This window comes from Salmonella sp. NW645 (genome assembly GCF_051703725.1).
Classification (GTDB): domain Bacteria; phylum Pseudomonadota; class Gammaproteobacteria; order Enterobacterales; family Enterobacteriaceae; genus Salmonella; species Salmonella enterica.
On the sequence record NZ_JAMMKR010000013.1, the window covers coordinates 48170 to 69346 of the forward strand.

Sequence of the window (21177 nt, forward strand, 5' to 3'; positions counted from 1 at the left end):
ATTTGAGAACGAATTTATACTGTTTCACGTTGAAAATACTACATTTTTTTCATCGTAAAATGGAAGAAGGATAAAACGCTCACCGGGATAACATCCCCGCCTGCTAATGAATCATTTTCGTTCATTACCGCGCCTCTTGTCTCCTGAAAAGTAAAAACACCCGCGTATTGGCAACGTAGCCCGATGTTTTTGCTGTTTTTTTACTCCATAAATAAAGAAGATAACGTAATAAAGCGCAGGGGAGCCAGAAAAGCAAAAACCAGCGACAGAGGCCGCTGGTTTTCCGTTGCGCGTATTTTTTTACTTAATTACGCGACATAAAAATCCGCAAAATATACCAGAACATGGTCGCGATAGAAGCGAACAGATGTAATGCCGCGCCAGCAGGGCGATCGGTAGGGTAATGGTGAATAATGTTAGAAGTATCGTAAAGTATAAACCCGGCGCACAGCAGTACCATTAGCGCAGAAAACCAGACACCCAGCGAGAAGCCGCAGATGACGCTGGCAATAATCGCGCCAAAAGCAATGAACCCAGCCATAGTCAGAAACGAGCGCAGAAAAGAAAAGTCTTTTTTTATGGAAAAAGCGGTAAACGTCAGACCGCCAACCAGCAACAGGGTCGTTATTGCCGCCGCGCCAATGCTCGACGGATTAATATAAGCCGCCAGCGTTAACAGGGGGGCAAAAATCAGGGATTCTGCCAACACATAAATCCCCAGCCCGATAAGTTGCGTTTGATTAGTCCCCGCATTATCCGCCAGACGGGTCGCCAGCATTCCCACCAGCATAAAAGCGCCGAGAACAACCAACCAGCTATATCTTCCACCAGCCAGCAGCACATCAAGCGCATACTCCCCGACCCCTATAAAACTCCACGCTGCGCTCAACACGATAAAACCGACGATGGCGACGGCGAGATGAAGATAAGCGCGACGAATAAAGGTAGTACGATCAATCCTTGAGTCGGGTTGTGGACCCGCAAAGGATGGCTGAAATGACATAGTAATAATCCCTCATTTTATGCAATAAAAACGCATCCATTCCTTCCTTCTTCGCACAATGTGCAGATGCAAATGCCAGAAAGAAGGATTTAATGAAAACAGCGCTGTCGCTGAAAACGCATCGCCTTCAGCCGCTTGTTTTTGTCGTTGCTAGTTTATCGAATAAAAATTGAGAGGATAAAAAAAAACCAGTCCGCAATCAGACTGGTTTTATGCTTTCAAGCCGGTGTTACATCGCTTTTTTGGTCAACTCGATAACGCGCAGTTTAGCGATCGCTTTGGCCAGTTCCGCAGACGCCTGAGCGTAATCCACGTCACCGTGCGAGCTCTTAATGTGCTCTTCGGCTTTACGCTTCGCTTCCAGGGCTCGCGCTTCGTCGAGATCCTGACCGCGAATCGCGGTATCCGCCAGAACGGTCACGCTGCCAGGCTGCACTTCCAGAATGCCGCCGGACAGATAGATAAACTCTTCATGACCGTGCTGCTTAACGATGCGAATCATACCAGGCTTAATGGCGGTGAGCAGCGGCGCGTGCCCCGGGTAAATCCCCAGTTCGCCTTCGCTACCCGTAACCTGGATTTTCTCGACCAGACCGGAGAACATTTGTTGCTCCGCGCTGACGACATCCAGGTGGTAAGTCATTGCCATATCACCCTCCGATTAAGGCGTTAAAGTTTTTTGGCTTTTTCCACGGCTTCGTCGATGGAACCGACCATGTAGAACGCCTGCTCCGGCAGGTGATCGTATTCGCCTTCCATGATGCCTTTAAAGCCACGGATGGTGTCTTTCAGGGAGACGTATTTGCCCGGAGAACCGGTAAATACTTCCGCCACGAAGAACGGCTGGGACAGGAAGCGCTGAATTTTACGCGCGCGAGCTACCACCAGTTTATCTTCTTCAGACAGTTCATCCATACCGAGGATGGCGATGATGTCTTTCAGTTCCTGATAACGCTGCAGGATGGACTGAACGCCACGCGCGGTGTCGTAGTGTTCCTGACCAACAACCAGCGGATCCAGCTGACGGCTGGTGGAGTCCAGCGGGTCAACGGCCGGGTAGATACCCAGAGATGCGATCTGACGGCTCAGTACCACGGTTGCATCTAAGTGCGCAAAGGTGGTGGCTGGAGACGGGTCAGTCAAGTCATCCGCCGGTACGTATACCGCCTGTACGGAGGTGATAGAACCGGTTTTGGTGGAGGTGATACGTTCCTGCAGAACGCCCATCTCTTCCGCCAGAGTCGGCTGGTAACCTACCGCGGAAGGCATACGGCCCAGCAGTGCGGATACTTCCGTACCGGCCAGGGTGTAACGATAGATGTTATCGACGAACAGCAGTACGTCACGACCTTCGTCACGGAATTTCTCCGCCATGGTCAGGCCGGTCAGTGCAACACGCAGACGGTTTCCCGGCGGCTCGTTCATCTGGCCATACACCAGGGATACTTTATCGATAACGTTGGAGTCGGTCATTTCGTGGTAGAAGTCGTTACCCTCACGAGTACGTTCACCTACGCCCGCAAACACAGAGTAACCGGAGTGCTCGATCGCGATGTTACGGATAAGCTCCATCATGTTTACGGTTTTACCTACACCCGCACCACCGAACAGACCGACTTTACCGCCCTTCGCGAACGGACACATCAGGTCGATAACTTTGATACCGGTTTCCAGCAGTTCCTGAGAGTTTGACAACTCTTCGTAGGAAGGCGCTGCGCGGTGAATCGCCCAACGCTCTTCTTCGCCGATCTCGCCTTTCATGTCGACCGGTTCGCCTAGGACGTTCATGATACGACCCAGCGTGGCTTTACCTACCGGGACTTCGATCGGGTGTTCGAGATCTTTTACATCCAGACCGCGACGCAGACCGTCAGAAGACCCCATCGCGATGGTACGCACGATACCGCCGCCAAGCTGCTGCTGAACTTCCAGCACCAGCTTCTCATTACCATTCTGCACCTCAAGGGCATCGTACACGCGTGGTACGGCATCCTGAGGGAACTCGACGTCGACCACGGCGCCGATTACCTGGACAATCTTTCCAGTAGCCATCTTAAATCCTCTACGAAATAACCTGGTTAAACCGCGGCGGCCCCCGAGACGATCTCGGTGAGTTCCTGAGTAATGCTGGCCTGACGAGCTTTGTTGTATACCAACTGCAGCTCTTTAATCAGGCTGCCGCCATTATCGGTTGCGGCTTTCATCGCCACCATTCGTGCGGCCTGCTCGCTGGCCAGGTTTTCTACCACGCCCTGATAAACCTGAGACTCCACATAACGACGCAGGAGAGTATCCAGCAGCGCTTTCGGGTCTGGTTCATACAGGTAATCCCAGGCTTTACGCTTCAGATCATCATCTTCTGACGCCGGCAGCGGCAGCAGTTGAGTGATCGTCGGCACCTGAGACATGGTGTTAATAAATTTGTTGCTGACAATGTAAAGCTTGTCCAGACGGCCTTCGTCGTAGGCCTGCAACATCACTTTAACCGGACCGATCAGTTCGGACAGAGAAGGGTTATCCCCCATACCTGTCACCTGAGCGACAACGTTGCCGCCTACGGAATTAAAGAATGACACGCCCTTAGAGCCGATCATTGCGAGTTCGCACTGAACGCCTTTATCGGACCATGCCTTCATATCCGCCAGCAGCTTTTTGAACAGGTTAATGTTCAAGCCACCGCACAAACCACGGTCGGTCGACACTACCAGGTAGCCCACGCGTTTAACGTCGCGCTCTTCCAGGTAGGGGTGCTTATATTCCAGATTACCGTTCGCAAGGTGACCAATCACTTTGCGCATGGTCTCTGCATAAGGACGGCTGGCCGCCATGCGATCCTGCGATTTACGCATTTTGGAAGCGGCGACCATCTCCATCGCTTTAGTGATCTTCTGCGTGTTCTGGACGCTTGCGATCTTACTACGTATCTCTTTTGCGCCGGCCATGAGCTTCTCCTCAATGCCTTACGGCCTGCCCTAAGGCAAGCCGCCAGACGTTACCAGGACTGGGTTGCTTTGAAGGAATCGAGGATGCCTTTCAGCTTGCCTTCGATTTCGTCGTTATAGCCACCGGACTGGTTGATCTCTTGCATCAGCGGAGCGTGATCACGGTCGACGTAAGCCAGCAGTGCGGCTTCGAAGCTACCGATTTTCGCCAGTTCGACATCCGCCAGATAACCACGTTCTGCTGCGAACAGAACCAGAGACTGCTGCGCGACGGACATCGGCGCATACTGTTTCTGTTTCAGCAGTTCGGTCACTTTCTGACCGTGGTCAAGCTGTTTACGGGTGGCATCGTCAAGGTCGGATGCAAACTGAGAGAACGCCGCCAGTTCACGATACTGCGCCAGCGCGGTACGAATACCACCGGACAGTTTTTTCATGATCTTGGTCTGGGCTGCACCACCTACACGGGATACCGAGATACCCGGGTTAACCGCAGGACGAATACCGGCGTTAAACAGGTTAGATTCCAGGAAGATCTGACCATCGGTAATCGAAATTACGTTGGTCGGAACGAACGCGGAAACGTCACCTGCCTGCGTTTCGATAATCGGCAGCGCGGTCAGAGAGCCGGTTTTCCCTTTCACTTCACCTTTGGTGAAGGCTTCGACGTAGTCGGCGTTAACACGCGCAGCACGCTCCAGCAGACGAGAGTGGAGGTAGAATACGTCGCCCGGGAATGCTTCACGTCCTGGCGGACGACGGAGCAGCAGGGAGATCTGACGGTAAGCAACAGCCTGTTTAGACAGGTCATCGTAAATGATCAGCGCATCTTCGCCGCGGTCGCGGAAGTATTCGCCCATTGCGCAACCGGCATACGGCGCCAGATATTGCAGAGCAGCGGATTCGGACGCGGTCGCCACCACAACAATGGTGTTAGCCAGCGCGCCGTGTTCTTCCAGTTTACGTACCACGTTAGAAATGGTGGACGCTTTCTGGCCGATAGCGACATAGATACATTTAATGCCGGAATCGCGCTGGTTGATGATGGCGTCGATAGCCAGCGCGGTTTTACCGGTCTGACGGTCACCGATGATCAGTTCACGCTGACCACGACCGATTGGGATCATGGAGTCAACGGCTTTATAGCCGGTCTGCACCGGCTGATCGACAGACTGACGATCGATAACGCCCGGCGCAATCGCTTCAACGGCAGAGAAGCCGTCATTATCAACCGGACCTTTACCGTCGATTGGCGCACCCAGGGTGTTTACCACACGTCCCAGCAGGCCGCGGCCAACCGGAACTTCCAGAATACGACCCGTACATTTAACCTTCATGCCTTCGGCAAGGTCAGCGTATGGACCCATGACTACCGCACCCACGGAGTCGCGCTCCAGGTTCAGTGCGATAGCGTAACGGTTACCCGGCAGGGAGATCATTTCACCCTGCATACAATCGGCCAGGCCGTGAATGCGGATAACACCGTCACTGACAGAAACAATAGTACCTTCGTTGTGAGCTTCGCTCACCACATTGAACTGAGCAATGCGCTGCTTGATCAGTTCGCTGATTTCGGTGGAATTCAGTTGCATGCTCCAGTCCCCTTAAGACTGCAAGACGTCTGCAAGGCGCTCAAGACGGCCGCGTACGCTGCCATCAATGACCATATCACCCGCCCGGATGATAACGCCTGCCATTACAGACTTATCGATTTTGCAATTCAGCTTCACTTTGCGTGACAGACGTTTTTCCATCGCGGCGCTGATTTTCGAAAGCTGCTCTTCACTCAATGCGGTTGCCGACGTAACTTCTACCTCGGAGGTAGCTTCACTGGCGGCACGCAGATGAATAAACTGCTCCAGAACATCCGGGAGCGCGTTCAGACGATTATTTTCAGCCATCACCCGAATCAGGTTCTGACCGTTTTCGTCTAACTGCTCACCGCAGACTGCGATAAACGACTCAGCGAGCGTTTCCGGCGCCAGCGCGCCAGAGAGAAGCTCTGCCATTTGTTCGTTCTTGGTTACCTCGGCGGCAAACGCCAGCATATCCTGCCAGCGCTCTACACTTTGGTGTTCAACGGCAAAGTCAAAAGCTGCTTTGGCGTAGGGGCGAGCTACCGTAACAAATTCAGACATCAGCCCCTCCCTCCTTACAGTTCAGCGACAAGTTTATCCACGATGTCGCTGTTAGCAGCTTCATCCACGGAACGTTCGATGATCTTCTCGGCGCCAGCAACAGCCAGGATAGCAACTTGCTTACGCAGCTCTTCACGGGCGCGTTTACGCTCGGCTTCAATTTCCGCCTGCGCCTGCGCCACGATTTTAGTACGTTCCTGCTCTGCTTCAGTTTTGGCTTCGTCCAGGATCTGAGCGCGGCGTTTGTTTGCCTGCTCGATGATTACCTGAGCTTCCGCTTTCGCTTTTTTCAGCTGGTCGGTCGCGCTGGCCTTTGCAAGGTCAAGATCCTTATGTGCTCGTTCAGCAGAAGCGAGACCGTCAGCAATTTCTTTCTGACGTTTCTCGATGGCTGCCATTAACGGCGGCCATACGTACTTCATGCAAAACCAGACAAAGAGAATAAACGCGATGGCCTGGCCGAGGATTGTTGCGTTAAGATTCACAGCACAATGCCTCTATCTAGTTAACCTTCTGATATTGCTCTTAATTCAAGCAACGCTTACTACGCGACAGCGAACATCACGTACAGACCCAGACCTACAGCGATCATCGGGATAGCATCCACCAGACCCATAACGATAAAGAACTGAGTACGCAGCAGAGGAATCAGATCAGGTTGACGCGCCGCGCCTTCCAGGAATTTACCCCCGAGGATGCCGATACCGATCGCAGCACCGATTGCCGCCAGACCCATCATCACAGCGGCAGCCATGTACAGCAGATCCATATTCAGGTTTTCCATGACAGTCTCCAGTTTGTTTCAGTTAAAACGTAGTAGTGTTGGTAAATTAATGCTCTTCGGACGCCATCGACAGATAGACAATCGTCAGAACCATGAAAATGAAGGCTTGCAGCGTAATAATCAGGATGTGGAAAATGGCCCACGGCACATTCAGAATCCACTGTGACCACCACGGCAACAGACCAGCAATCAGAATGAAAATCAGCTCACCGGCATACATGTTGCCGAACAGTCGCAGACCGAGAGAAACCGGTTTGGACAGCAGACTTACCCCTTCAAGGATTAAGTTGACAGGAATGAACGCCCAGTGATTGAACGGCTGCAGCGTCAACTCTTTAGCGAAGCCGCCGATGCCTTTCATTTTGATGCTGTAGAACAGAATAAGGATGAATACGCCCAGCGCCATCGACAGGGTGATGTTGACGTCAGCAGACGGCACCACGCGCGTTGCTGGCAGACCCAGCCAATGCTCAGCGATATACGGCAGCAGGTCGATAGGCAGTAAGTCCATCAGGTTCATAAGGAATACCCAGACGAAAATCGTCAGGGCCAGCGGCGCAATCAGCTTGCTTTTGCCATGGTACATGTCTTTGACGCTGCCATGCACAAAGCCGACTATCAGCTCAATCGCGGTCTGAAACTTGCCTGGCACGCCGCTGGTCGCTTTTTTAGCAACGCTACGGAACATCACCAGAAACAACAGACCCAGCACCACCGAGAAGAACATGGAGTCAATATTGAGCGTCCAGAAGGTGGCTGGGGGGTTCTGCGGATCCACCAGCGAGAAAGTACGCAGGTCCAGCTGAAGGTTATTCAGATGGTGTCCTATGTATTCCTGCGGCGTCATATTTTCTGAAGCCATGATGCCTTTTACCCTTTGTTGTTAATTACAGCCGGCGCCAGTATCTGAACCACCAGCACCAAAACCCACGTAACGATCAGCGGCAAAAACACCGCCTTTAAAACCGCCAACGCCACCACCAGTAAAACCAGCATCGCTAACACCTTGAAGGCTTCACCGAAGGCGAAAGTCCAGGACACGCGGCCCTTAGCAGGTGTATGCGCCTGGTGACGCCAGGCAAATATCATAAACAACATATTAGGCAGTGCCACTGCCAATCCCCCACATACTGCGGAGATGCCCCAGAAGGGGTCTTTGAGGCAAAACAGCAATCCACTTGCTATTACCGCCAGAAACTGAATGAACAGAAGCTTACGAGCAACGTTTCGACTCACGAGCGACACAGACATCACGTTTTTACTCCTGCTCACTTCGAGGTATGCCGCGTGTCGTATAAAACGTTCTTTAAGACTTAGAGTCAAGCATCAAAAAGCGGTCAAATTATACGGTGCGCACCCGTGATTTCAAACAATAAGTAGCCAAAAGGTGAATAAATGTTTAAATATTTTTCTCTGGCCCGCATTTTTAACTTTTAGCCAAAGTGTGAACGATCGTACAAAACTGCAAATAGCGCGAAAACACTGGCGATAAAGCGTGCACCAGATCACACATTAAACATATTCATGCTTACGCAATTCATTTACGTGTCAATTCATGCCTTTTCATCTTTTTGATATTTAAGCGTAAAACCAGGTACTGTTTTAAAAATACCAGCTTACACCTTAAAAACGCCCCATTGACATTTATAATAAAAATTTAACAAGCAAAAGTGATTTTTCGATTCGATTTTTAGCAGACTGATATTTACAAAGTTGATTACTCTCTGTTTTAACAAAAGAAGCGACGTTGTCATGTTGAAACGAAACCGTAAATCCAGAGTTAAATGCAACAACGCTGAAATGCGTTATACCTGTCGATTTTTAACACAAGCCGCGTCGTTTTTTTTCTATTTTTTTTGATAAAAATTAAACTTTGTTTGACTTAATAATCACCAGATGCCGCTCGCCTTCCAGTTGCGGAACGCGTAATTTTTCAACAGATTCGACGCTAAAATTGTCAGGTAGTGAGGCAATTTCATCCCCTGGCAATTGCCCTTTTAAGGCATAAAAACGCCCTTTCTCTCCCGGCAGATGGTGACACCAGCTCACCATATCATTCAACGATGCGAAAGCGCGGCTGATAACGCCATCAAACGGCGGTTCGGAGGGATAGGCTTCAACGCGGCTTTGAACCGGCGTGATGTTTTCCAGTTTCAGTTCGTGCTGGACCTGACGCAGAAAACGTACCCGCTTGCCCAGGCTGTCGAGTAAGGTGAAATGCGCGTCAGGGAGAACAATAGCCAGCGGGATGCCCGGCAGCCCCGGTCCTGTTCCTACATCGATAAAACGCTGTCCCTGAAGATACGGCGCAACGACTATGCTGTCGAGAATATGGCGTACCAACATTTCGTTGGGATCCCGCACTGACGTCAGGTTGTATGCTTTGTTCCATTTATGCAGCATATCAACGTAGGCGACCAGCAGCGTTTTCTGGTGATCGGTAAGAGAAATACCGGCATCAGCCAGCAGACGAGAGAGTTTGTTGAGCACGGTCATTACCTGTTAATAATCAAATGCCCGATGCGCTTTCGCTTATCGGGCCTACAAATTTGTAGGGCGGGCAAGCGAAGCGCCCCCGCCAAATTAGTGTTATCAAGCGCTACGACGCAGCATACCTTGTTTTTTCAGCCATACCAGCAGAATGGAGATTGCCGCTGGCGTAACGCCGGAGATACGCGATGCCTGACCGATAGACGCCGGTTTATGATCGTTCAGCTTGGCGATAACTTCGTTCGACAGACCGGAAACCTGACGATAATCCAGCGTGGCAGGCAGCAACGTATTCTCGTTACGTAGTTGTTTTTCAATCTCATCCTGCTGGCGAGCGATATAACCTTCGTATTTGACCTGGATTTCCACCTGCTCAGCGGCTTGCTCATCTTCAAGCGCAGGCGCGAATGCGGCAAGCGAAGTGAGCTGCGCGTAGGTCATTTCCGGACGACGCAACAGATCTTCGCCGCTGGCCTCACGGGAGAGAGGCGTGGTCAAATGCGCATTCACTTCATCGGCGGATTCCGCAGACGGCGTTACCCATGTCGATTTCAGCCGCTGACGTTCGCGTTCGATATTTTCCAGCTTCTCGTTGAATCGCGCCCAGCGTTCATCATCCACCAGACCAAGCTCGCGGCCCATTTCGGTCAGACGCAGATCGGCGTTGTCCTCACGCAGCATCAGGCGATATTCGGCGCGGGAGGTAAACATGCGATACGGCTCTTTGGTGCCCAGCGTACAGAGATCGTCCACCAGCACGCCGAGATAAGCCTGAGAACGCGCAGGCGCCCAGCCCTCTTTGTCGGCGGAAAGACGCGCGGCATTCAGACCAGCGAGCAAGCCCTGCGCCGCAGCCTCTTCATAGCCGGTAGTACCGTTGATTTGACCAGCAAAGAACAGGCCGTGAATAAATTTACTTTCCAGAGTCGGTTTCAGATCGCGCGGGTCGAAGAAATCATACTCAATCGCGTAACCAGGGCGAACGATCTTCGCGTTCTCCATGCCCTGCATGGAACGGACAATATGCATCTGCACGTCAAACGGCAGGCTGGTGGAGATACCGTTAGGGTAAATCTCGTTAGAGGTCAGTCCTTCCGGCTCAAGGAAGATCTGATGCTGGTTACGATCGGCAAAACGCATCACTTTGTCTTCGATCGAAGGACAGTAGCGTGGGCCGATCCCTTCGATCACGCCAGCGTACATTGGGCTACGATCGAGGTTATTACGAATCACATCATGGGTTTTCTCATTGGTATGCGTGATGTAACACGGCACCTGTTGCGGATGCTGAGAAGCATTCCCCATAAACGAGAAAACCGGCATCGGGTTATCGCCATGCTGTTGAGCCAACACGCTGAAATCGATAGTACGCGCATCAATACGCGGCGGTGTGCCGGTTTTCAGGCGACTGACGCGTAGCGGAAGCTCACGCAGACGGCGAGATAGCGGGATGGATGGCGGATCGCCAGCACGACCGCCGCTGTAGTTATCCAGACCAATATGAATTTTGCCGTCCAGGAAGGTTCCGACGGTCAGCACCACCGCTTTCGCGCGGAATTTGAGCCCCATTTGGGTCACGGCGCCGACAACGCGATCGTTTTCGACAATCAGATCTTCAACCGCTTGCTGGAAGATCATCAGGTTCGGCTGGTTCTCCAGCGCGGTACGCACCGCCTGGCGATATAAGACTCGATCCGCCTGAGCCCGGGTAGCGCGAACGGCCGGACCTTTGCTGGCGTTTAGTATCCTAAACTGAATACCTGCCTGATCGATCGCTTTCGCCATCAGACCGCCGAGCGCATCCACCTCTTTTACCAGATGTCCCTTTCCAATACCGCCGATCGCCGGGTTGCAGCTCATCTGCCCCAACGTGTCAATATTGTGTGTCAAAAGCAGAGTCTGTTGACCCATACGCGCTGCGGCCATCGCGGCCTCAGTGCCTGCATGACCCCCGCCAATAATAATGACGTCAAAAGGATCCTGATAAAACATGGTAATTGCCTCGCATAACGCGGTGTGAAAATGGATTGAAGCCCGGGCGGTGGATTCTACTCAACTTTAGCCGATGGAGAAAGCCCCGGGATCCGGGCTATTAAAAAGAAGATCTTTTTATTTAGAGATCTGTTCTATTGTGATCTCTTATTAGGATCGCTCCAGGCTGTGGATAACCCGGATCCTGTAATAAAGATCAATGCGTTGGAAAGGATCACTAGCTGTGAATGATCGGTGATCGTGGCCCGTATAAGCTGGGATCAAAACGGGTACTTATACACAACTCAAAAAGTGAACAACGGTTATTCTTTGGATAACTACCGGTTGATCCAAGCTTTCCACCAGATTTATCCACAATGGATCGCACGATCTTTACACTTATTTGAGTAAATTAATCCAGGATCCGAGCCAAATCTCCGCTGGATCTTCCGGAATCTCATGTTCAAGGATGTTGATCTTCAGTGTTTCCCCAACCTGTTTTGCGCCAGCGCCTTTCAGTTCTGCTTCTATTTTCTCAATCGCGCCACAAAACGTGTCGTATTCTCGACTACCAATGCCAATTGCGCCGAAACGTACCGCGGAAAGATCGGGTTTCTGCGTCTGAAGGTCTTCATAGAAAGGGGTCAGGTTGTCCGGAATGTCTCCGGCGCCGTGCGTTGAGCTGATTATCAGCCAGATCCCGGAAGTTGACAGATCCTCTAATAGCGGACCGTGCACCGTTTCGGTTGAAAAACCGGCAGCTTCCAGCTTTTCCGCCAGATGTTCCGCGACGTATTCGGCACCGCCCAGGGTGCTGCCGCTGATAAGAGTAATGTCTGCCATTGATCGCTCGCTCAGGTAAAGAGGCTGCATTGTACTCTGTGAACGAGCTGGGATCTACCTGTGGAAAAATGTGGGATTAAAAAAGCCGATCATGGCTTGATGGTGCGCATGATCGGGTTCTGCAAGACGATCAGTGTCTCAGTGGACTGAATTTCATCAATTGTTTGGATCTTGTTGATAAGTACGTGCTGAAGCGCGTCGATTGATTTGCACATCACTTTTATAAAGATGCTGTAGTGACCGGTGGTGTAATACGCTTCCGTCACTTCATCCAGGCTTTCCAGCCGGGCCAGTGCGGAGGGATAGTCTTTGGCGCTTTTGAGAATGATGCCAATAAAGCAGCCCACATCGTAGCCCAGCTGTTTGGGGCTGACGTCAATCCGTGCGCCAGTAATAATCCCGGCCTGCTTCATTTTCTCGACGCGAACGTGAATGGTTCCAGGGCTAACGCCAAATTGTTTGGCCAGTTCGGCGTAGGCAGTGCGGGCATTTTCCATTAAGGCGTCAAGTATGCCGCGGTCCAGATTGTCGATCTGATAATTTTCCATCGCTTTTTCTTATGCAGATTAATGATTATCTCTATTTTAGCTATTATTTTTAACGAATCAAAACCGAAGTTAGCTTTTTATCTGTTGATTATTGAATAGTGCTCTCGTTTTGTTGCTTAATCATAGGCAACAGGACGCAGGAGTAAAAAAATGAAAACCGCTTACATTGCCAAACAACGTCAAATTAGCTTCGTGAAATCACATTTCTCTCGCCAGCTGGAGGAGCGTCTGGGTCTGATTGAGGTCCAGGCGCCGATCCTGAGTCGCGTAGGGGATGGTACGCAGGATAATTTGTCCGGCTGTGAAAAAGCGGTGCAGGTAAAAGTGAAAGCGTTGCCTGACGCCCAGTTCGAAGTGGTGCATTCACTGGCGAAGTGGAAACGTCAAACCCTGGGGCAACATGACTTCAGCGCGGGCGAAGGGCTGTACACGCACATGAAAGCCCTTCGCCCCGATGAAGACCGACTCTCTCCGCTCCACTCGGTCTATGTGGATCAGTGGGACTGGGAGCGTGTCATGGGCGATGGCGAGCGCCAATTTTCCACCCTGAAAAGCACAGTAGAGGCTATATGGGCAGGAATTAAGGCGACGGAAGCGGAAGTGCATAAACAGTTTGGTCTGGCGCCGTTCCTGCCGGATCAGATCCATTTTGTTCACAGCCAGGAACTGCTGGCGCGTTTCCCGGATCTGGATGCGAAAGGGCGCGAACGCGCGATCGCCAAAGAACTTGGCGCCGTTTTCCTGGTGGGGATCGGCGGTAAACTGAGCGATGGCCACCGCCATGATGTACGCGCGCCGGATTATGATGACTGGAGCTCCGCATCTGAGCTGGGCTACGCCGGTCTGAACGGCGATATCCTGGTGTGGAACCCGGTGCTGGAAGATGCGTTTGAGCTTTCCTCTATGGGTATCCGCGTAGATGCCGATACGCTGATGCGCCAGCTGGCGTTGACCGGTGATGAAGATCGTCTGCAACTGGAGTGGCATCAGGCGCTGCTGCGCGGCGAAATGCCGCAGACCATCGGCGGCGGGATTGGGCAGTCGCGTCTGACGATGTTGCTGCTGCAATTGCCGCATATTGGTCAGGTGCAGTGCGGCGTATGGCCCGCGCAGGTTCGCGAAAGCATTCCTGCTATTTTATAAGCCGTTAGCGCCGCCAGCGTCTCAGCAGGCGGCTTCTCATCCCGGTGTCAAAGCGCCAGATATGATCGAAAATGCGCATGATGCCGGGTTTGCCGTGCGCCGACATCGCCACCGCGTGGAATCGATGCTGGTGAAGACGCTGCAACTCTCCTACTTTGCTCACCACGTCATCCGGCAAGCGCTGGGCGATAAAATCCGAAATGACCACCGCATCGGCATCAAACCATTCCCGTCCCTGCATTCTTTCAATAATGGCGCGAAAACAGCTGGCGATATCTGTGCCGCCGCGAAAACGTTGACTTAAAAAGCGGATGGCCTGCTCGATACCTTCCGGGCCGGAGAGTTCATAACGCACAACGTCAGTGGAAAACAGCATAATAAAGCAGCGGCGGTTATCCGCCAGCGCAACGCGCATCAACGCCAGGCAGAACGCTTTTGCGCACTGCTCGTTAAATCCCCCCATCGAGCCTGAAGTATCGACGCAGACAATAAACGGTCCGCGCGGCTGCTCGTCGACATCCTGGTGTACTACCGGCCGTTCGGTCACTTTCTCACGCCACGCTTCGCCATGCAGGCGATAGGTGAGGAGCTGTTTTTCCACTAACCGGCGGTAAAATTCATATTCCAGCTCGGTTATGCCGAGCGTCGCCAGCTCTGGCGGCAACAGGCGCAGAATATCATCGCCTTGCTGAATACCGTCAACCTGCTCCGGCACCGTAGCGGGTTCGCGTACCAGTGTACGAAAGGTTTCCATCGGCGCGTCTTTTTTCGGTACCGATTTGGCTTCCCGCGAACGTCCCAGTTGTTCCGCCAGTTGCATTAGCTCCGGCTGGGCGGCGAGAAATTCGCCGTATTTTACAATCAGTTGATAATCACCACGTTTAAGCTGGCCTGCGCTCATATCCCACAGGCGGCCTGCGGCATTATCATTTTCCGCCAGCGTCGGTTCCAGTTGCCCGCTCAGCGTCATCCGTTCCTGGACGTCACTCAGCAACTGCTCGCGCTCTTCTTCCAGTAGTTGTTGGTTTAACGTGGTGGCCTGCACGACCAGACTTAACCGCCAGCGTTGCAAAAAAAGCGTGTGTAGCGCAGGGGTAAAGGTACTGTTGCTCTCCGTCAACTGCTTCGCCTGCGCGGCATACGGTGAATGCAGGCGGTGAAGCAACGCCAGTATTTGCGGCAGTTGCACGATGAACTGTGGGGTAGAGAGAAGTTGGCTTTGCTGATAACACATGACCTCTTCCATGAGTTCCGGCGGAACGCGTGCGTCTTTAAGACGGCTGCGTAGCGCTTCCCGCCAGCGCGGGAGATCGGCGGTCACGGCGTTTTTTAAACGCGGAAACTTTTCAAAGAAAATGACCAGCTGTGGGGAAGCCAGTAGCGCGAGGATCATCTCTTCGACCATTCCCTCTTCGCTGACGGCCAGCATGGTATTTAGCGTATCCAGCGTCAGCATTGTTGCGCCTGGCGGATCTGTTCTCCTACATCCTGCAGGCTGGCCTCAATGCGCCCTAACCAGTCGCTGTGAATAAACAGGCAATGTTGCTGCTCGCTGAAGCGGGTATGTTGCTGGCGCCAGTCGTTTTCTAACGTTTCCAGCTGCTGTTTGATCTCCGCAGGCATACTGTCTTCAGCCGCTCCCGGTAACGCCAGACGGGTACCTTGTAGACTGATGTCGCGCACCACCAAATGTTGAGCGTTATCGACTTCCATATTCAGCGTTTGGGCAAAGCCGATCCCGTTCAGTTTGCCGCGGATCTCGCCGCCTTTGGTCAGCCAAAGTTCCAGCGCGCTGCGGTCAAAGGTAATATGGATCACTTCCATATCATGCAGTTTTAGCGGTTTTTGTAGCAATAACGTCAACGTTGACGCACTGGCTTCCGGCGGTAAAGTGTAATGCGGGCGGCGGCTGAACATACCGCCTTCTTTAATGACGGTGAAGGCGGTTTTATCGCTTTGCTGTTGCTGCAACTGGAGGCGGCGCTGGACAATACCGCCGAGGCGAGTCAGCATGGCCTGCTGCTGCCAGGCGTGTCCGGTCATCAATATTTCCAGTTGCTGTTGCATGAGATTCAGACTCTGCGCGTCATACCACAAGCAATCTTTTAGCAGGATAAGGTCAATCGGCGCAACCGCGTCGCGTCCGCTAAAGAAGGCGCTGGCCTGTAACAGGCGGATGGCTTTCTTCCAGCGACGGTCGGAGACATAAGGCGCATTCGGCAAATTATCCAGCTGTTGGCGCAGAGTAAATATCAGCTCAAAGACCGGATCAGGGAGTGAAATCGCGCCGATATCTTTTTGCCACTGTTGATATTCTTCGTCGCTAACCTGTAACGAGGCGGGGACCGGGTTATCGCTCTCATCCTGCTGACTAACCAGCATGGAGCGGAAATTGGCTTTATCCTGAACTTTATCCAGCCACAGGCGAATCAACATTCGGTCGTACAAGGCTTCCAGGCTGCTGTCCGCTTCGGGCAGTTCGTTAGAGGCCGCCACCAGCAGCCGCATCGGAATTTTTTCCTCAAACGCGCCGTTGCGGAAATGGCGTTCGTTAATGGCGGTCAGCAATGTGTTCAGGATAGCGGGCCCGGCTTTCCAGATTTCATCCAGAAAAACGATTTCGGCTTCGGGAAGGTAGCCGGTCGTTAAGCGTTCATAGCGACCTTCATCTTTCAGCGCCTGAATAGAGAGCGGTCCAAAAACCTCTTCCGGCGTGGAAAAGCGTGTCATCAGATATTCAAAAGCGCGGGCGCGCTGGAAAGCAAACTTCAGGCGGCGGGCAATCAGACTCTTGGCGATACCGGGCGGGCCCAACAAAAAGACGCTTTCACCGCTTAACGCCGCCAGTAGGCACAGGCGTATGGCGTGACTACGTTCATACAGCCCCTTCTCAAGGGCGCTGCTCAGACGGGAAATTCTTTCCGCTAATAAATGTGGGTGAGCCATAATAAAGAGGCGTCCTTTCGACAAATGGATCATGCTAATTGCGAGTATAGACGTTTCACCACCGGGGCTATAATCGTCTGATGCGCTGTTTATTTTTCTTTGAGCCAGGTTAATCTGGCTTCATTTAGGGGTACGATTTTATGATTAATCGTGCATACTGTGCGCTTTTTTGTGGGCCAAGGGACTAAGCACACATTTCATATCTATACACTCATTCATTCAAACTACATCAAGGCGGCAAAGGAGTGAATCCCCTGGCACTGACTTAAACGTGTGACTGGGGTAAGCGAATGCAGCCGACAAGGAGGTAGCGTGAAGGGTGACGTGTATAAACGAAAGATGAGTCTATGAGCACTGATAATAAGCAATCGTTGCCTGCGATTACCCTCGCAGCTATTGGGGTTGTCTACGGTGATATTGGTACCAGCCCGCTTTATACGCTTCGTGAATGTTTGTCCGGTCAGTTTGGTTTTGGCGTTGAACGAGATGCCGTGTTTGGTTTTCTGTCGCTGATCTTCTGGCTACTCATCTTTGTGGTTTCCATCAAATATCTCACCTTCGTGATGCGCGCCGATAACGCGGGTGAAGGTGGAATTTTGACGCTGATGTCGCTTGCCGGGCGTAATACCTCGGCGCGCACTACATCCATGTTAGTTATCATGGGACTGATAGGCGGCAGCTTTTTCTATGGCGAAGTGGTCATTACGCCGGCGATTTCGGTGATGTCGGCGATTGAAGGCCTGGAGATTGTCGCGCCGCAGCTGGATACCTGGATTGTCCCGCTCTCCATTATTGTGCTGACTCTGTTGTTTATGATTCAGAAGCACGGTACGGGAATGGTAGGGAAACTCTTTGCGCCGATTATGCTGACCTGGTTTTTAATCCTGGCGGTACTTGGCCTGCGCAGTATTATCGCCAATCCCGAAGTGTTACATGCGCTGAATCCTGTCTGGGCGGTACGTTTTTTCCTTGAATATAAAACCGTATCATTTATTGCGTTGGGCGCGGTGGTGCTGTCGATTACCGGCGTAGAGGCGTTGTACGCCGATATGGGACACTTCGGTAAGTTCCCGATTCGCCTGGCGTGGTTTACCGTGGTACTGCCGTCGTTAGTACTGAACTACTTTGGTCAGGGCGCATTGCTACTAAAGCATCCGGAAGCGATTAAAAATCCCTTCTTCCTGTTGGCGCCGGACTGGGCGTTAATTCCGCTGCTGATTCTGGCCGCGCTGGCGACGGTGATCGCCTCCCAGGCGGTCATTTCCGGCGTCTTTTCGCTGACGCGTCAGGCCGTGCGTCTTGGCTATTTGTCGCCAATGCGCATTATCCATACCTCCGAGATGGAGTCCGGTCAGATCTATATCCCTTTCGTTAACTGGCTGCTTTATTTCGCGGTCGTGGTTGTTATTGTTAGCTTTGAGCACTCCAGCAACCTGGCGGCGGCCTATGGTATCGCCGTGACCGGCACGATGGTGCTGACGTCTATTCTTTCTACGACCGTGGCGCGTAAGAACTGGCACTGGAACAAATATTTTGTCGCGCTGATCCTCATCGCGTTCCTGTGCGTGGATATCCCGCTGTTCTCGGCTAACCTCGACAAATTGTTGTCCGGTGGTTGGCTGCCGCTGAGCCTGGGCCTGATCATGTTCACGATCATGACCACCTGGAAGAGCGAGCGTTTCCGCCTGTTGCGTCGTATGCATGAACACGGTAATTCGCTGGAAGCGATGATTGCTTCACTGGAGAAGTCACCGCCGGTTCGGGTACCGGGTACTGCCGTATACATGTCGCGCGCGCTCAGTGTGATCCCTTTTGCTTTATTGCATAACCTGAAGCACAACAAAGTGTTGCATGAGCGCGTAATCTTACTGACGTTGCGTACGGAAGATGCGCCTTATGTGCATAACGTTCGCCGGGTGCAGATTGAGCAGTTGTCTCCGACATTCTGGCGCGTGGTGGCCAGCTACGGCTGGCGCGAAACGCCAAACGTTGAAGAGGTGTTCCACCGCTGCGGTCTGGAAGGGCTTAGCTGTCGGATGATGGAAACGTCGTTCTTTATGTCGCACGAGTCGTTGATTGTCGGCAAACGCCCGTGGTATTTGCGTCTGCGCGGCAAGCTGTATTTGTTGCTGCAACGTAACGCTCTGCGCGCGCCGGATCAGTTCGAGATCCCGCCTAACCGCGTGATTGAGTTAGGAACGCAGGTCGAGATTTAACCTCCCGTCACCATGCCGGGGGCCGCGTTGGCTTACCCGGCCTGGCCAATCCGTAGATTCCCACAAGATAATCGCCATCGGGCGATTATCTTCACCTGATTTCCGCTAGCGAAACGTTTCGACGGCGATCACAATTCTGTTACGTCATGATGGTTTTATGAACACATCCAGGGTTACACTGCGGCCAGCGAAACGTTTCGCTAGTGGAGCAGAAAAATGAAGAAAGGCACCGTACTCAACTCTGAAATCTCGTCGGTCATTTCCCGTCTGGGGCATACTGATACTCTGGTGGTCTGTGATGCGGGTTTACCTATCCCGAATAGCACCGCGCGTATCGATATGGCACTAACCCAGGGCGTACCTTCTTTTATGCAGGTGGTGGATGTTGTGACCCGGGAAATGCAGGTTGAGGCGGCGATTCTTGCAACGGAAATCAAACAACAGAATCCGCAGCTCCACGAAACGTTGCTCACTCACCTTGAGCAACTGCAGCAACACCAGGGAAACACCATAAAAATTAGTTATACGACACACGAACAATTCAAAAAATTGACTGCAGACAGTCAGGCGGTGATTCGCAGCGGGGAGTGTTCCCCGTATGCGAACGTCATTCTTTGCGCTGGCGTCACTTTCTGAGGCCGCTATGGACGCATTACTGCAACTCAAAGGGATCGATAAAGCGTTCCCCGGCGTGAAGGCTCTCTCCGGCGCCGCGTTAAACGTTTATCCTGGCCGCGTTATGGCGCTGGTGGGGGAAAACGGCGCCGGAAAATCCACCATGATGAAAGTATTAACCGGCATCTATACGCGAGATGCGGGATCGTTGTTATGGCTGGGTAAAGAGACCACCTTTAACGGGCCTAAATCGTCTCAGGAAGCCGGGATCGGCATTATTCATCAGGAACTGAACCTGATCCCGCAGTTGACCATTGCGGAAAATATCTTCCTGGGCCGTGAATTTGTGAATCGCTTTGGCAAAATCGACTGGAAAAAGATGTATGCCGAAGCCGACCAGCTCTTAGCCAAACTCAATCTGCGCTTTAAGAGCGATAAGCTGGTGGGCGAACTCTCTATCGGCGATCAGCAAATGGTGGAAATCGCCAAAGTGCTGAGCTTCGAATCCAAAGTCATCATTATGGATGAACCGACCGATGCGCTGACCGACACTGAAACCGACTCTCTGTTCCGCGTTATCCGCGAATTAAAATCGCAGGGGCGCGGCATTGTCTATATCTCTCACCGTATGAAAGAGATTTTCGAAATTTGCGATGACGTGACGGTCTTCCGCGATGGGCAATTTATCGCCGAGCGTGAAGTGGCCACGTTGACCGAAGATTCTCTTATCGAAATGATGGTGGGACGTAAGCTGGAAGATCAGTACCCGCATCTGGATAACGCGCCGGGTGAGATTCGCCTCAAGGTCGATAATCTGTGCGGACCGGGCGTGAATGATGTCTCTTTTGTGCTGCGAAAAGGCGAGATTCTTGGCATTTCCGGCCTGATGGGCGCCGGTCGCACCGAGCTGATGAAAGTATTGTACGGCGCGATGCCGCGAACCAGCGGTTACGTGACGCTTGATGGACACGAAGTGGTGACGCGTTCTCCGCAGGACGGGCTGGCCAATGGCATCGTTTATATCTCTGAAGACCGTAAGCGCGATGGACTGGTGCTCGGCATGTCAGTTAAAGAGAATATGTCGCTGACGGCGCTGGACTATTTCAGCCGCGCTGGCGGAAGCCTGAAACACAAAGATGAGCAACAGGCGGTGGGGGATTTTATCCGTCTGTTCAACGTCAAGACACCGTCAATGGAACAGGCGATAGGCCTGCTTTCTGGCGGTAATCAGCAAAAAGTGGCGATTGCCCGCGGGTTGATGACGCGCCCGAAAGTGCTCATTCTCGACGAGCCGACCCGCGGCGTGGACGTCGGCGCCAAGAAAGAGATTTACCAGCTTATCAACCAGTTTAAGGCCGACGGCCTGAGCATCATTCTGGTCTCATCTGAGATGCCAGAAGTATTAGGCATGAGCGATCGCATCATCGTCATGCATGAAGGGCATCTCAGCGGTGAATTTACTCGCGAGCAGGCCACCCAGGAAGTGTTAATGGCTGCCGCAGTGGGCAAGCTTAATCGCGTGAATCAGGAGTAAAAAA

The 21177-nt window shown here is 52.3% G+C and carries 20 protein-coding genes; 4 read left to right on the plus strand and 16 right to left on the minus strand.

Translation table 11 applies throughout. The features are described from left to right. Nucleotides 1-304: 304 nt before the first annotated feature. The 14 genes from NA389_RS20890 to asnC form a co-directional block, all read right to left on the minus strand. Nucleotides 305-1003, minus strand: coding sequence for a Bax inhibitor-1/YccA family protein (locus NA389_RS20890; protein WP_000009907.1), 699 nt, complete (start codon nucleotides 1001-1003; stop codon nucleotides 305-307). Nucleotides 1004-1232: 229 nt separating this feature from the next. Then, complete coding sequence (locus NA389_RS20895; protein ID WP_001251971.1) at nucleotides 1233-1652, minus strand: F0F1 ATP synthase subunit epsilon; 420 nt, start codon at nucleotides 1650-1652, stop codon at nucleotides 1233-1235. A 20-nt stretch (nucleotides 1653-1672) separates the two neighbouring features. Then, nucleotides 1673-3055 (minus strand): F0F1 ATP synthase subunit beta, encoded by a 1383-nt coding sequence (gene atpD, locus NA389_RS20900; protein ID WP_000190499.1) that lies wholly within the window; start codon nucleotides 3053-3055, stop codon nucleotides 1673-1675. A gap of 26 nt (nucleotides 3056-3081) precedes the next feature. Then, nucleotides 3082-3945 (minus strand): F0F1 ATP synthase subunit gamma, encoded by an 864-nt coding sequence (gene atpG, locus NA389_RS20905; RefSeq protein WP_000896506.1) that lies wholly within the window; start codon nucleotides 3943-3945, stop codon nucleotides 3082-3084. Between the two features lie 50 nt (nucleotides 3946-3995). Then, nucleotides 3996-5537: a F0F1 ATP synthase subunit alpha gene (gene atpA / locus NA389_RS20910; protein ID WP_001176751.1), complete on the minus strand. Its 1542-nt coding sequence runs from the start codon at nucleotides 5535-5537 to the stop codon at nucleotides 3996-3998. 12 nt (nucleotides 5538-5549) lie between these two features. Continuing rightward, entirely contained in the window at nucleotides 5550-6083 is a 534-nt protein-coding gene (atpH, locus tag NA389_RS20915; protein WP_001288957.1) for a F0F1 ATP synthase subunit delta, read from the minus strand. Nucleotides 6084-6097: 14 nt separating this feature from the next. After that, nucleotides 6098-6568, minus strand: coding sequence for a F0F1 ATP synthase subunit B (gene atpF / locus NA389_RS20920; protein ID WP_001052212.1), 471 nt, complete (start codon nucleotides 6566-6568; stop codon nucleotides 6098-6100). 59 nt (nucleotides 6569-6627) lie between these two features. Beyond that, complete coding sequence (gene atpE, locus NA389_RS20925; protein WP_000429386.1) at nucleotides 6628-6867, minus strand: F0F1 ATP synthase subunit C; 240 nt, start codon at nucleotides 6865-6867, stop codon at nucleotides 6628-6630. A 46-nt stretch (nucleotides 6868-6913) separates the two neighbouring features. Continuing rightward, complete coding sequence (gene atpB / locus NA389_RS20930) at nucleotides 6914-7729, minus strand: F0F1 ATP synthase subunit A (RefSeq protein ID WP_000135632.1); 816 nt, start codon at nucleotides 7727-7729, stop codon at nucleotides 6914-6916. An 8-nt stretch (nucleotides 7730-7737) separates the two neighbouring features. After that, the gene (gene atpI / locus NA389_RS20935) at nucleotides 7738-8118 is read right to left on the minus strand and encodes a F0F1 ATP synthase subunit I (RefSeq protein WP_000116685.1); all 381 of its coding nucleotides are present in this window, start codon (nucleotides 8116-8118) and stop codon (nucleotides 7738-7740) included. A 615-nt stretch (nucleotides 8119-8733) separates the two neighbouring features. Next, the gene (gene rsmG, locus NA389_RS20940; RefSeq protein WP_001519938.1) at nucleotides 8734-9357 is read right to left on the minus strand and encodes a 16S rRNA (guanine(527)-N(7))-methyltransferase RsmG; all 624 of its coding nucleotides are present in this window, start codon (nucleotides 9355-9357) and stop codon (nucleotides 8734-8736) included. Nucleotides 9358-9459: 102 nt separating this feature from the next. Then, nucleotides 9460-11349, minus strand: coding sequence for a tRNA uridine-5-carboxymethylaminomethyl(34) synthesis enzyme MnmG (gene mnmG / locus NA389_RS20945; protein WP_079917071.1), 1890 nt, complete (start codon nucleotides 11347-11349; stop codon nucleotides 9460-9462). Between the two features lie 378 nt (nucleotides 11350-11727). After that, complete coding sequence (gene mioC / locus NA389_RS20950) at nucleotides 11728-12171, minus strand: FMN-binding protein MioC (RefSeq protein WP_000763722.1); 444 nt, start codon at nucleotides 12169-12171, stop codon at nucleotides 11728-11730. A gap of 89 nt (nucleotides 12172-12260) precedes the next feature. Then, on the minus strand, nucleotides 12261-12719 hold the full coding sequence (asnC, locus tag NA389_RS20955; protein ID WP_000433016.1) for a transcriptional regulator AsnC: 459 nt from the start codon (nucleotides 12717-12719) through the stop codon (nucleotides 12261-12263). A gap of 150 nt (nucleotides 12720-12869) precedes the next feature. Between asnC and asnA the strand changes: the two genes are divergently transcribed. Then, on the plus strand, nucleotides 12870-13862 hold the full coding sequence (asnA, locus tag NA389_RS20960; RefSeq protein WP_000845118.1) for an aspartate--ammonia ligase: 993 nt from the start codon (nucleotides 12870-12872) through the stop codon (nucleotides 13860-13862). A gap of 4 nt (nucleotides 13863-13866) precedes the next feature. Here asnA and viaA read toward each other — a convergent pair whose 3' ends face one another. Further along, nucleotides 13867-15318 carry an ATPase RavA stimulator ViaA gene (gene viaA / locus NA389_RS20965; RefSeq protein WP_000956585.1) on the minus strand — a complete coding sequence of 484 codons (1452 nt, stop codon included), beginning with the start codon at nucleotides 15316-15318 and terminating at the stop codon, nucleotides 13867-13869. Next, the gene (gene ravA / locus NA389_RS20970; RefSeq protein ID WP_000940987.1) at nucleotides 15312-16808 is read right to left on the minus strand and encodes an ATPase RavA; all 1497 of its coding nucleotides are present in this window, start codon (nucleotides 16806-16808) and stop codon (nucleotides 15312-15314) included. Before ravA ends, viaA begins: the two co-directional genes overlap by 7 nt. Nucleotides 16809-17155: 347 nt before the next feature. Between ravA and kup the strand changes: the two genes are divergently transcribed. The 3 genes from kup to rbsA all read left to right on the plus strand — a co-directional run bounded on the left by kup (nucleotide 17156) and on the right by rbsA (nucleotide 21173). Then, a complete protein-coding gene (kup, locus tag NA389_RS20975) occupies nucleotides 17156-19024 on the plus strand; it encodes a low affinity potassium transporter Kup (protein WP_000102338.1) in 1869 nt (622 codons plus the stop codon). Between the two features lie 216 nt (nucleotides 19025-19240). Next, on the plus strand, nucleotides 19241-19660 hold the full coding sequence (gene rbsD, locus NA389_RS20980; protein ID WP_000715944.1) for a D-ribose pyranase: 420 nt from the start codon (nucleotides 19241-19243) through the stop codon (nucleotides 19658-19660). Nucleotides 19661-19667: 7 nt separating this feature from the next. Beyond that, a complete protein-coding gene (gene rbsA / locus NA389_RS20985) occupies nucleotides 19668-21173 on the plus strand; it encodes a ribose ABC transporter ATP-binding protein RbsA (protein ID WP_000339366.1) in 1506 nt (501 codons plus the stop codon). Nucleotides 21174-21177 lie beyond the last annotated feature (4 nt).